Raw genomic sequence first — 12,826 nt, forward strand, 5'->3', positions numbered from 1 at the left:
ATGACCATAATGGAAGCCGACCTGCATCAGCTGAAAATCAACGACCCGTTTCTTGGTCAGTACCAACGGCTGGTCCGCGATGTGGTAATCCCCTACCAGTGGGATGCGCTTAACGATCGCGTGGCGGAGGCTGAACCCAGCCACGCCATCGCCAACTTCCGCATCGCGGCCGGTCTGGAACAGGGGGAGTTTTACGGGATGGTCTTTCAGGACAGCGACGTGGCGAAATGGCTCGAAGCCGTGGCGTGGTCGCTGTGCCAGAAGCCGGATGCCGAACTGGAAAAAACCGCCGACGAGGTGATCGAGCTGGTCGCAGCGGCGCAGTGTGAAGATGGCTATCTCAATACCTATTTCACGGTGAAAGCACCGGCCGAGCGCTGGACCAATCTGGCCGAGTGCCACGAACTGTACTGCGCCGGGCATATGATTGAAGCGGGCGTGGCGTATTTCCAGGGAACCGGAAAGCGCCGCCTGCTGGACGTGGTGTGCAGGCTGGCGGATCATATCGACAGCGTGTTTGGCCCGGGCGAAAACCAGCTGCACGGCTATCCGGGCCACCCGGAAATCGAGCTGGCGCTGATGCGGCTGTACGACGTCACGCAGGAGCCACGCTATCTCAATCTGGTGAAATACTTTATTGAGGAACGCGGCACACAGCCTCACTTCTACGATATCGAATATGAGAAGCGCGGCAGAACGTCATACTGGAACACCTATGGCCCGGCGTGGATGGTCAAGGACAAAGCCTACAGCCAGGCGCATCAGCCCCTTGCCGAACAACAAACGGCCATCGGCCACGCCGTGCGTTTTGTCTATCTGATGGCGGGCATGGCGCATCTGGCGCGCCTGAGCAACGACGAAGGGAAACGTCAGGATTGCCTGCGGCTGTGGAACAACATGGCACAGCGCCAGCTGTACATCACCGGCGGGATTGGCTCGCAAAGCAGCGGCGAGGCATTCAGCAGCGATTACGATCTGCCCAACGATACGGTCTATGCCGAAAGCTGCGCCTCCATCGGCCTGATGATGTTTGCCCGCCGAATGCTGGAGATGGAGGCGGACGGCCACTACGCCGACGTGATGGAGCGCGCACTATACAACACGGTGCTGGGTGGCATGGCGCTGGACGGTAAGCATTTCTTTTATGTGAATCCGCTGGAAGTGCACCCGAAAACACTGGCCTTTAACCATATCTATGACCACGTGAAACCGGTGCGCCAGCGCTGGTTCGGCTGCGCCTGTTGCCCGCCGAATATTGCGCGCGTGCTGACCTCGCTGGGGCACTACATTTATACCGTTCGCCCGGACGCGCTGTTGATCAACCTGTACGTGGGGAACGACGTCGCCATTCCGGTTGGGGATAACATCCTCCAGCTGCGGATTAGCGGAAACTATCCGTGGCATGAGCAGGTGAAAATCGAGATTACCTCACCAGTTCCGGTGACTCACACGCTGGCCCTGAGGCTGCCGGACTGGTGTGCGGAACCGGCTGTTTCGCTCAATGGTCAAGCCATTACAGGCGAGGTCTCCCGTGGATACTTATACCTCAACCGCAGCTGGCAGGAAGGCGACACGCTGACGCTGACGTTACCGATGCCGGTCCGCCGCGTGTACGGCAACCCGCAGGTGCGCCAGCAGGCGGGGAAAGTCGCATTGCAGCGTGGGCCGCTGGTTTACTGCCTGGAAGAAGCCGATAACGGCGCAAATCTGCATAACCTTTCTTTGCCGCAAGACAGCGCGTTTCGGGTATTTGAAGGCAAAGGCATTTTCGCGCACAAGATGCTGATACAGGCGGAAGGGATCGGGTGTCAGGCGAAGGACACTGATGCCTTGTGGCAGTACGACCACTCGCCGGTAGAACGTCAGCCCCAGACGCTGACCTTCATTCCGTGGTTCAGCTGGGCAAACCGGGGAGAAGGGGAAATGCGGATATGGGTGGATGAAGGCTGAATAACTGCGGCCTGTTGCCCTCACCCCAGCCCTCTCCCACGGGAGAGGGAGTAAAAAGTAGGCCGGGTAAGGCGAAGCCGCCACCCGGCTTTAACCCGGCTCAGGCCGCCCGGGACGGCCTGAGCCGGGAGATTAAAACAGCCCCAGCGGTTTATCGGAGTAGCTGACTAACAGACATTTCGTTTGCTGGTAGTGCTCCAGCATCATTTTATGGGTTTCGCGCCCGATGCCCGACTGTTTGTAGCCGCCAAACGCCGCATGAGCCGGATAGGCGTGATAGCAGTTTGTCCATACGCGTCCGGCCTGAATGCCGCGGCCCATTTTATAGGCCAGATTACCGTTACGGCTCCAGACGCCCGCCCCCAGGCCATACTGCGTGTCGTTCGCGAGCTCCAGCGCCTCGTCCATGGTTTTAAACGTGGTGACGGCCAGCACCGGTCCAAAAATTTCCTCCTGAAAAACGCGCATGTTGTTCTTACCGAACAGGATAGTCGGCTCAAGGTAGTAGCCCTCCTGCAAATCGCCGCCCAGCACCTTACGACGACCGCCGGTCAACACATCAGCCCCCTCTTTTTTACCGATATCAATATAGTTGAGGATGGTTTCCAGCTGGCCATGCGATACCTGCGCCCCCATCTGGGTAACGTTATCCAGCGGATTACCGCTGCGAATCGACTCCACGCGCCGGATCGCCCGCTCCATAAAGCGCTCATAAATGGATTCCTGCACCAGCGCGCGGCTCGGACAGGTGCAGACTTCGCCCTGGTTAAACGCAAACAGCGCAAACCCTTCCAGCGCTTTGTCGAAGAAGGCGTCCTCTTCATCCATCACGTCGGCAAAGAAGATGTTCGGCGATTTCCCGCCCAACTCCAGGGTGACCGGAATGATGTTCTGGGTCGCGTACTGCATAATCTGCTGACCCACTTCCGTTGAGCCAGTAAACGCCACTTTGGCGATACGCTTTGAAGTAGCCAGATATTCGCCGATCTCTCCCCCGGCCCCGTTGACCACGTTAATGACCCCCGGCGGCAACAGGTCGCCAATTACCTCCATCAGCAGCAGCACCGAAAGCGGCGTTAAGCGTGCAGGTTTCAGCACAACGCAGTTACCCGCCGCCAGCGCGGGCGCCATTTTCCAGCTCGCCATCAGCAGCGGGAAGTTCCACGGAATAATTTGCCCCACCACGCCGAGCGGCTCGTGGAAGTGATACGCCACGGTATCTTTGTCAACTTCACTTATTCCCCCCTCCTGGGCACGGATGCAGGACGCAAAATAGCGGAAATGGTCGATCGCCAGCGGCACGTCCGCCGCCATGGTTTCGCGGATCGGCTTGCCGTTGTCCCACGTTTCTGCGGTCGCCAGCAGCTCCAGATTCTGCTCCATCCGATCGGCGATTTTGAACAACATGGCCGCTCTGTCCTGAACGGACATTTGCCCCCACTTATCTTTCGCCTTATGCGCCGCATCCAGCGCTAAATCGATATCCCGTTTGCCCGAACTGGCAATTTCACACAGCGGCTGGCCGGTAACGGGCGTCAGGTTGGAATAGTATTCACCGTCGACGGGCGCCACCCAGTCGCCGCCGATAAAGTTGTCATAGCGGGGCTTCAGCTTAAGGGGAAAACCATACTCGCCAGGCTGGATACGCGATGAGGGAGGATTGTTTGTCATGACCGTCTCCTTGCTGTTGTTGTACAACAAGGGTAGTTCCGGCTGATGATTTTCTCGCCAGCGGGTAGCGGGTTTACGAGCCGCATCACGGATTACCGTACTTTACGTTTCGTTTCTGCCGCCGCAGCCATACTTAATAGCTCAAGGGCTCATGAGGAATGATGCAATGCAGCTATTTATCGGCTTTGACGTGGGTGGAACCCACATCAAACACGGCGTAATTAATGAAAACGGCGAAGAACTGACATCCGATGAATATGATACGCCGGACGATGAAAGCACCTTCAAAGAGAAGTGGAAAACGGTAGTGGATAAATACTGCCAGGAGCACGAGATCGCCAGCATTGGCGTGAGTTTTCCAGGACATATCAATCACCATACCGGCGAAGCGGCCAAAGCCGGGGCGCTGGACTATCTTGACGGCGAAAACCTGTGCGAACTGTTCGCACAGCTGACCGATCTCCCCGTGACAATCGAAAACGATGCCAATTGCGCGGCGCTGGGCGAGCGCTGGCAGGGCGCGGGCAAGGACTATGAGCATTTCGTCTGCATCACCATCGGCACCGGCATCGGCGGCGGTATCGTCATGGAGGGCGATCTCTACCGCGGGTCGCACTACCGGGCGGGTGAGTTTGGCGTGCTGCCCGTAGGCAATGAGGGCGAACCGATGCATGAAGTGGCGTCCGCCAGTGGCCTGATGAAAGCCTGCCGCCGCGCGCTGGCCGTGTCGGAAGATGAGATGCCTGATGGTGAGGAGCTGTTTAAACGCATGGACAGCGACGTGCATCTGCGCGAGGCCATTGAAGCGTGGGCGCATTGTCTGTCGCGCGGTATTTACAGCGTGATCTCTATGTTTGATCCGCAGGCGGTGCTGATTGGCGGCGGCATTAGTGAGCAGGAGAAAATCTATCTCCTGCTGGATAAATATTTACAGCGATTCGAGGAGTGGGAAGCGCTCCGGGTGCCCATCCTTCCCTGCGAGCTGGGTAACCAGGCGGGAAGGCTGGGCGCGGTCTGGCTGGCTAAGCAGAAGCAGGCGCGCAGCGCTTAACGCTTACGGAAATAACTGCGCGTCGCGTAGCACATGGTCATTGCCACGACGACGCGTAAACCCGATGCGGTTGAAATACTCCAGGATCTGAATCGCCAGTTTGCGTCCTACGTTCAGCCGATCGCGGAAGTCTGCGGCGCAGGTTGATCCGCGCGCCTGATCCAGCTCCCGGATCAGGTTCGCAAACGCAACGATCCGATCGTTGCGGTAATAACGATCTTTCACGATCGCCACAATCATGCCCTGCTGCGCCGCATGCCGCAGTACCTGACGCATCAGCTGCTCATCGGTATTGGTTTCACGCGCCAGATCGCGCACCCACCAGGGTTCATCGCCAAACAGCGCCGCCACTTTTTGCCAGACCGCGTCCTGCTCAGCGGTAAAACCGGCCTTGTGTTCCGGCAGGTGCAGCCAGCCGTGATGACTTGCAATCACGCCGCTTTCACGCATGTTTTCAATCAGCAACAGCACCAGCGCGTCGTCTTCCATGGGCAACGCCATACGCCGCAGACGTTCACGGCCCGGACCGGGCTCATCCTGATGCTGTTCATGATAGGTCGCCAGCGTGCTCAACACTTTACGCTGCCAGCGCGCCGCCACCGGCGCGTTCAGCAGGCTGTTGCCAGCCTGAATAAAACCCGGCTCCTGCGTCAGAAGACGCAATCCTTCACCGCTGAGCTGGCGCGCCCAGGCGAACGCAGCCAGATCCACCGCACCACGCTCAAGGTGGATATCTAACGCAGACTTGTCGTCACGGGCCTGGGCCAGCGAGGCCAGCCACGCTAAATACTCGGGCTTACGCTTGCCGCGACGGGGCGGATTCAGCATCACCACGCGGGCGCCCGCCAGGGTTTCGCGCGCGGAGATGTCGCGCAGAACCAGGCGGTCGTTATCCGCCAGCCAGAGCGGGGAGTCGAACACCAGTTCGGCGAGATCGTTTTCCAGCAGCGACACGCGTCCGGTGATGTGGCTGGCCGCGTGATGGATATGCAGCGGCTGCCACTGGGTCAGCGGCGTGTGGGTCTGTAGAGAAACGATAATCCGTTCAGAAGGCTCCGGCGGCGCGTCGGCCAGCAGCCAGTCGCCGCGGTTAAGCTGGTCTTTTTCGGCATCACCAGCAATATTCAGCGCGATACGCTGCCCGGCGTGGGCCTGTTCCACCGGCTGGTTTTGCGCGTGAAGCCCGCGCACGCGCATGGGTTTGTTCACGCCCGTCAGCCACAGGGTATCGCCCACGTTAACTTCGCCACTCAGCGCGGTACCCGTCACCACCAGCCCAGCCCCTTTCACGGTAAACGCCCTGTCGATCGCCAGACGGAAGCGGTGATGGCTGGCATGCTCACGAGACGGGATCTGCTGCAAATGGTCGCGAAGAGCGTCGATACCGCGGCCTTCTGTCGCCACGGTGACAAACAGAGCGGCATCCTTAAAACCGTATTCACTCAGCGCCGCCAGTACCTCTTCACGCACCTCGTTGATACGCGGCTCATCCACACGGTCCGCTTTGGTAAGGGCGACGGTCAACTGCGGGTTTCCCGTCAGTTGCAGGATCGCCAGATGCTCGCGCGTTTGCGCCATCACCCCGTCATCGCACGCGACAACCAGCAGAGCGTGATCGATCCCGCCCACGCCCGCGAGCATATTGGAAAGAAACTTCTCGTGGCCGGGCACATCGATAAAGCCCAGCACGCGACCGTCGGGCTGTGGCCAGTAGGCGTAACCCAGGTCAATGGTCATGCCGCGCTTTTTCTCTTCCGGCAGGCGATCGGCATTCACGCCCGTAATGGCCTGCAATAACGTGGTTTTGCCGTGGTCAACGTGACCGGCGGTGGCAATAATCATTTCAACATCATCTCCAGAAACCGCCCTTCATCTTCCAGGCAGCGTAAATCCAGCCACATACGACCATCACCGATCCGGCCAATCACTGGCGTCGGTAATGCACGCCAGCGCGCCGACAGCGCCTCAAGCTGGCTTCCGCGTCCGTCGCGCGGGGTGAACGTCAGCGCTTCGCTCGGTAACCTGTCCACGGGCAGCGAGCCGCTGCCAATTTGCGACAGGCAAGGCTCGATACGAACTTCAAACTCAGGGTAATGGGGAGCAACCTGCGGCAGTAGCGCTTCCGCCCGCGCGCGAACAGAGGCTTCATCACGGCTCAGCAAACGCAACGTGGGCAGGCGGTCAGCCAGTTTCTCCGGGTGGAGATAGAGCCGCAGCGTGGCTTCCAGCGCGGCCAGCGTCATTTTATCGGCACGCAGGGCACGCTTCAGTGGGTGCTGCTGTAGCTGCGCAATCAGCTCGCGCTTGCCGACGATAATCCCCGCCTGCGGCCCACCCAGCAGTTTATCGCCGGAGAAACTGACCAGGCTTACGCCCGCAGCAACCATTTCCTGCACCATTGGCTCTTTCGGCAGACCGTACTGGCGCATATCCACCAGCGACCCGCTGCCGAGATCGGCAATCACCGGCACGTTTAGCTCGCGCCCGATGGCGGCCAGTTCGGCCTCTTCCACCGTTTTGGTGAACCCCTCAATGTGGTAATTACTGGTATGCACTTTCATCAGCAGGGCGGTGTTTTCATTCACCGCAGCGCGATAATCTTTTGCATGGGTACGGTTGGTTGTGCCCACTTCATGCAGCGTGCAGCCCGCCTGGCGCATGACATCCGGAATACGAAATGCCCCGCCGATCTCCACCAGCTCGCCGCGAGAGACGACAACCTCTTTTCCGCTCGCGGTGGCCGCCAGCATTAACAGCACCGCCGCCGCGTTGTTATTCACAATGCAGGCATCTTCCGCGCCGGTGATCTGGCAGAGAAGATCCGCCAGCGCGCGATCGCGATGCCCGCGCCCGGCGCCGTCCAGATCGTACTCCAGCGTCACCGGCGAGCGCATGGCCCGGGTGACGGCCTCTATTGCTTCTTCTGCCTGCTGTGCCCGGCCCAGATTGGTGTGCAGAACCGTGCCCGTCAGGTTAATAACCGGGCGCAACGCGCTTTGCGCGTGCTTGCTCAGCCTCCATTCAACTTCCTGCGCCCATGCCTCGCACCAGCCGGGTAGCGCGTTTTCAGCCTGAATATGGCGACGCGCATCGTCCTGAAGCTGGCGTAGCATGTCGACCGTTGCAGTATGGCCAAACTGCTCCAGCACCGCAGTGATGCGCGGATCACGAAGCAGACGATCGGTAGCGGGGATCTGGCTGTAGAGGGAATGATGAGTAGTCATGAATGCGCCTGGCGAGTAAATATCTTCCCCCCTCCCGACGGGAGAGGGAGTTAACATGTGGGGGGATTGTACCGCCTCCCGCCAGGAAGTGTTATAACCCGCATCAAGCCTTTGGTGGTTCAGTCCGGGCGAAACTTTCGCGCTGGAAGAGCGTCTCCGCCAGTTTGACCAGCAGCGGACGATCCACGCACCAGCCCGGCGAGACGCGGCGGAAATTAAGGTAGCCAATGGCGCAGGCGATGGCGATCGTCGCCAGATTCAGGCTATCGCTCTGAATTTTCCCGTCGCGGATCAGCTGTTCGCACATATCCAGGCTGCGGCTGATTTTTTCGCGCTGGCGCAGCAGCTCATTTTCTGACTGCTGGGCGGCGGGCCTTGCCTGCTCGCGTACGGACGTTAATGCCGCATCCATAATGCCATCCGCCAGGGCTTCAATTTGCTTCATCGCCAGCGCTGCTTTTGGATCCGCCGGCAGCATGGCTGGCGCAACGCCAAGCAGCTCGATGTACTCCGCAATGATCGGGGAATCAAACCAGTAGTCGCCCTCGTCCGTTACCAGCGCCGGGACTTTCCCCAGCGGGTTGTACTGCGCAACGCCGTTCTCTGCGTTGTACGGTTGTTCATTTACGAATTCAAATTCAATCCCTTTCTCCAGCAGGAGAATCGAAATCTTACGCACGAAAGGACTGGTATAACTGCCGATGAGTTTCATTGCTTATCCTTAATGCCCATAAAGAGGTCAGTATGGATCAAGCCGTGAAAAAAGGCAGGTGTACGTATCGCATTCCTGCCGTGAGGGGATACGGAAGAAATCTGCATAAAAATATTTTGTGAATCAAATCACAATCTGGAAACAAACAGCCAACTTAACATTGTGATATTAATCACAAAATAGCCCTCATTTTGGCGTAATTCTGAGCAATGTATTTTTTTTACACACCCATTATGTGATAGCGATCACTTCATTAATATCCTCACCCCCTACATTCATGTGATTCAGATCACACAAAATTCCGCTGTCTGGACAGTTGAACGATTCAGTGCCAGATTTCACAGCATCAGAACAGGGCCCGGCTACCTCTGCCGCCGCACATTAACGATAAACCTCGGGCCACAAGCCTAAGCGTAAACATAAGAAGGGGTGTTTTATGTCATCCGATTTCAAGATCAAAGTGCAAAGCTTTGGTCGTTTCCTCAGCAACATGGTGATGCCAAATATCGGCGCGTTTATCGCGTGGGGTATTATCACCGCATTATTTATTCCGACAGGGTGGTTGCCTAACGAAACGCTGGCGAAACTTGTTGGCCCAATGATTACGTACCTGCTGCCGCTGCTCATCGGTTATACCGGTGGTCGTCTGGTGGGCGGTGACCGTGGTGGTGTCGTGGGTGCCATCACAACCATGGGGGTGATTGTCGGTGCGGATATGCCGATGTTCCTCGGTGCGATGATTGCCGGTCCTCTGGGCGGCTGGGCTATTAAGAAATTTGACGTCTGGGTTGATGGCAAGATCAAATCCGGCTTCGAAATGCTGGTGAACAACTTCTCCGCGGGCATCATCGGGATGATCCTCGCGATTCTGGCGTTCCTCGGCATTGGCCCTGCGGTTGAAGTGCTCTCCAAACTGCTGGCGGCGGGCGTTAACTTCATGGTGGCGCATGACATGCTGCCGCTGGCGTCTATCTTCGTTGAACCGGCGAAAATCCTGTTCCTGAACAACGCCATCAACCACGGTATCTTCTCACCGCTGGGTATCCAGCAGTCACACGATCTCGGCAAGTCCATCTTCTTCCTGATTGAAGCGAACCCGGGTCCGGGTATGGGCGTTCTGCTGGCGTACATGTTCTTTGGTCGCGGCAGCGCGAAACAGTCTGCTGGCGGCGCGGCGATCATTCACTTCCTGGGCGGTATTCACGAAATTTACTTCCCGTATGTGCTGATGAACCCACGTCTGATCCTGGCCGTTATCCTTGGCGGTATGACCGGCGTGTTCACCCTGAGCGTACTGGGCGGTGGTCTGGTGTCTCCTGCTTCTCCAGGCTCTATTCTGGCGGTGCTGGCGATGACCCCGAAAGGCGCCTACTTCGCGAACATCGCGGCGATCTGTGCGGCCATGGCCGTCTCCTTCGTGGTCTCCGCTATCCTGCTGAAAACCAGCAAGGTGAAAGAAGACGACGATATCGAAGCGGCAACCCGTCGTATGCATGACATGAAAGCCGAATCCAAAGGCGCAACGCCGCTGGCGGCGGGTGATGTCTCTAACGACCTGAGCCACGTGCGTAAAATTATCGTGGCCTGTGATGCCGGTATGGGTTCCAGCGCAATGGGTGCGGGCGTGCTGCGTAAGAAAGTGCAGGATGCGGGTCTGACCAACATCTCCGTGACCAACAGCGCGATTAACAACCTGCCGCCGGACGTTGACCTGGTGATCACGCACCGCGATCTGACCGAGCGCGCCATGCGTCAGGTGCCGCAGGCGCAGCACATTTCCCTGACCAACTTCCTCGACAGCGGCCTGTACACCAGCCTGACCGAACGTCTGGTTGCGGCCCAGCGCCATGAAGATAACGAAGTGAAAGTGCGCACCAGCCTGCAAGACAGCTTCGACGAGAGCAACGCGCATCTGTTCAAACTGGGCGCAGAAAACATCTTCCTTGGCCGCACGGCGACCAATAAAGAAGAGGCCATTCGCTTCGCCGGTGAGCAGCTGGTGAAAGGCGGTTACGTTCAGCCGGAATACGTTGAGGCGATGCTGGAGCGTGAAAAGCTGACCCCAACCTACCTGGGTGAATCCATCGCGGTTCCGCACGGTACGGTTGAAGCGAAAGACCGCGTGCTGAAAACCGGCGTGGTGTTCTGTCAGTATCCTGATGGCGTGCGCTTCGGTGAAGAAGAGGACGACATCGCCCGTCTGGTGATTGGTATCGCCGCTCGCAACAACGAGCATATCCAGGTGATTACCAGCCTGACCAACGCGCTGGATGACGAAACGGTTATTGAGCGTCTGGCCAACACCACCAGCGTTGAAGAAGTTCTGGCTCTGCTTAACAAGTAACAGCGCCTCTTCCCTCTCCCCCGGGGAGAGGGCTAGGGTGAGGGGAAACGTTCCTCACCCCAGCCCTCTCGGGTAAAAACATTGATGAAGGTTAACACTATGAAAGCATTACATTTTGGCGCAGGTAATATCGGACGTGGCTTTATCGGTAAACTGCTGGCAGACGCGGGCATTACCCTGACATTCGCCGATGTGAATCAGGTGGTTCTGGATGCCCTGAATGCCCGTCATAGCTATCAGGTTCACGTGGTGGGTGAAAACGAACAGGTTGAAACGGTCTCTGGCGTCAACGCGGTAAGCAGCATTGGCGACGACGTGATTGACCTCATCGCGAGCGTTGATCTGGTCACCACAGCCGTGGGTCCGGTGGTGCTTGAGCGTATCGCCCCGGCGGTCGCGAAAGGCCTGGCGAAGCGTAAAGCACAAGGCGTTGAAACGCCGCTGAACATCATCGCCTGTGAAAACATGGTGCGCGGCACCACGCAGCTGAAAGGCCACGTTCTGGCCGCTGTGGCTGATGAAGATAAAGCCTGGGTTGAAGCGCACGTTGGTTTTGTGGATTCCGCCGTTGACCGCATCGTTCCGCCATCAGAATCCGCCACCAACGACCCGCTGGAAGTAACCGTGGAAACCTTCAGCGAGTGGATCGTTGATAAAACCCAGTTTAAAGGCGCGCTGCCGACCATTCCGGGAATGGAATTAACCGATAATCTGATGGCATTTGTCGAACGTAAACTCTTCACGCTGAACACCGGGCATGCTATAACCGCGTACCTCGGGAAATTGGCCGGTCATCAGACGATTCGTGACGCGATCCTCGATGAGAACATCCGTGCGGTGGTCAAAGGGGCAATGGAAGAGAGCGGCGCGGTGCTGATCAAACGCTACGGTTTTGATGCTGATAAACACGCAGCATACATCCAGAAAATCCTCGGTCGTTTTGAAAACCCGTATCTGAAAGATGACGTTGAGCGCGTGGGTCGTCAGCCGCTGCGTAAACTGAGCGCGGGCGACCGCCTGATTAAACCGCTGCTGGGCACGCTGGAATACGGTCTGCCGCACGCTAACCTGGTGAAAGGGATAGCTGCCGCGATGCACTACCGCAGCGAGCAGGACCCGCAGGCGATTGAGCTGGCTCAGCTGATTGATGACAAAGGCGCACAGGCTGCGCTGGCGCAGATTTCCGGTCTGGATGCCAACAGTGACGTGGTTGCGGAGGCGGTCAGCGCATACAACGCAACCAAATGATGCAGAGTCCGGCGCAGGTTAGCCTGCGCCCGAATAACAGATTGTCAGATATGCAGGCAATAATGGAACAAACCCAGGCCTTTGAAAATCGTGTGCTTGAGCGTCTGAATGCTGGCAAAACCGTACGAAGTTTCCTGATCACCGCCGTCGAGCTGTTAACCGAGGCGGTGAACATTCTGGTGCTTCAGGTGTTTCGCAAAGACGACTACGCGGTAAAGTATGCTGTAGAACCGTTACTGGACGGAGACGGACCGCTGGGCGATTTATCGGTACGGCTGAAGCTGATTTACGGTCTTGGCGTGCTCAACCGTCAGGAGTATGAAGACGCCGAGCTGTTAATGGCGCTGCGCGAAGAGCTCAATCATGACGGCAATGAGTACACCTTCACCGATGATGAGATCCTGGGGCCCTTCGGCGAACTGCACTGCGTAGCCGCGCTCCCTCCCGCACCTCATTTTGATGACAGCGACCCTGAGCTGTACATGATGCAAAAGCTGCGTTATCAACAAGTTGTCCGCTCCACCATGGTGCTTTCCCTGACTGAGCTGATTTCTAAAATCAGCTTAAAAAAAGCGTTTCAGAAGTAAGCCCGCACACATTGGTGTATCCTTCCCTGTAAATTCCCC

General features: G+C 57.7%; 9 protein-coding genes. 5 read left to right on the plus strand and 4 right to left on the minus strand.

Annotation, left to right across the window (positions count from 1 at the left end):
* Window positions 1-1,950 (plus strand): glycoside hydrolase family 127 protein, encoded by a 1,950-nt coding sequence (locus tag HWQ15_RS07255; RefSeq protein WP_038416911.1) that lies wholly within the window; start codon window positions 1-3, stop codon window positions 1,948-1,950.
* Window positions 1,951-2,082: 132 nt separating this feature from the next.
* On the opposite strand, the gene aldB is transcribed toward HWQ15_RS07255, so the two are convergent.
* Window positions 2,083-3,621, minus strand: a complete 1,539-nt coding sequence (aldB, locus tag HWQ15_RS07260; RefSeq protein WP_045308994.1) for an aldehyde dehydrogenase AldB — start codon at window positions 3,619-3,621, stop codon at window positions 2,083-2,085.
* A 166-nt stretch (window positions 3,622-3,787) separates the two neighbouring features.
* On the opposite strand from aldB, the gene HWQ15_RS07265 reads away from it, so the two are divergent.
* Entirely contained in the window at window positions 3,788-4,672 is an 885-nt protein-coding gene (locus HWQ15_RS07265; RefSeq protein WP_022649757.1) for an ROK family protein, read from the plus strand.
* Window positions 4,673-4,675: 3 nt separating this feature from the next.
* Here HWQ15_RS07265 and selB read toward each other — a convergent pair whose 3' ends face one another.
* The 3 genes from selB to HWQ15_RS07280 all read right to left on the minus strand — a co-directional run bounded on the left by selB (window position 4,676) and on the right by HWQ15_RS07280 (window position 8,608).
* Window positions 4,676-6,514, minus strand: coding sequence for a selenocysteine-specific translation elongation factor (gene selB / locus HWQ15_RS07270; protein WP_063149495.1), 1,839 nt, complete (start codon window positions 6,512-6,514; stop codon window positions 4,676-4,678).
* On the minus strand, window positions 6,511-7,896 hold the full coding sequence (gene selA, locus HWQ15_RS07275) for an L-seryl-tRNA(Sec) selenium transferase (protein WP_046620385.1): 1,386 nt from the start codon (window positions 7,894-7,896) through the stop codon (window positions 6,511-6,513). The genes selB and selA overlap by 4 nt, the downstream gene beginning before the upstream one ends.
* Before the next feature lie 103 nt (window positions 7,897-7,999).
* Window positions 8,000-8,608, minus strand: a complete 609-nt coding sequence (locus HWQ15_RS07280; protein ID WP_015572763.1) for a glutathione S-transferase — start codon at window positions 8,606-8,608, stop codon at window positions 8,000-8,002.
* A 436-nt stretch (window positions 8,609-9,044) separates the two neighbouring features.
* Here HWQ15_RS07280 and HWQ15_RS07285 point away from each other — a divergent pair, with 436 nt between their 5' ends.
* From HWQ15_RS07285 to mtlR, 3 genes are all read left to right on the plus strand, one after another.
* The gene (locus HWQ15_RS07285; RefSeq protein WP_022649761.1) at window positions 9,045-10,952 is read left to right on the plus strand and encodes a PTS mannitol transporter subunit IICBA; all 1,908 of its coding nucleotides are present in this window, start codon (window positions 9,045-9,047) and stop codon (window positions 10,950-10,952) included.
* 99 nt (window positions 10,953-11,051) lie between these two features.
* Window positions 11,052-12,200 (plus strand): mannitol-1-phosphate 5-dehydrogenase, encoded by a 1,149-nt coding sequence (gene mtlD, locus HWQ15_RS07290; protein WP_038416916.1) that lies wholly within the window; start codon window positions 11,052-11,054, stop codon window positions 12,198-12,200.
* A complete protein-coding gene (gene mtlR / locus HWQ15_RS07295; RefSeq protein ID WP_063149496.1) occupies window positions 12,197-12,787 on the plus strand; it encodes a mannitol operon repressor MtlR in 591 nt (196 codons plus the stop codon). The genes mtlD and mtlR overlap by 4 nt, the downstream gene beginning before the upstream one ends.
* Window positions 12,788-12,826: the final 39 nt, after the last annotated feature.

The sequence above is a fragment of the Enterobacter sp. DSM 30060 genome (genome assembly GCF_013375955.1).
Lineage (GTDB): Bacteria > Pseudomonadota > Gammaproteobacteria > Enterobacterales > Enterobacteriaceae > Enterobacter > Enterobacter intestinihominis.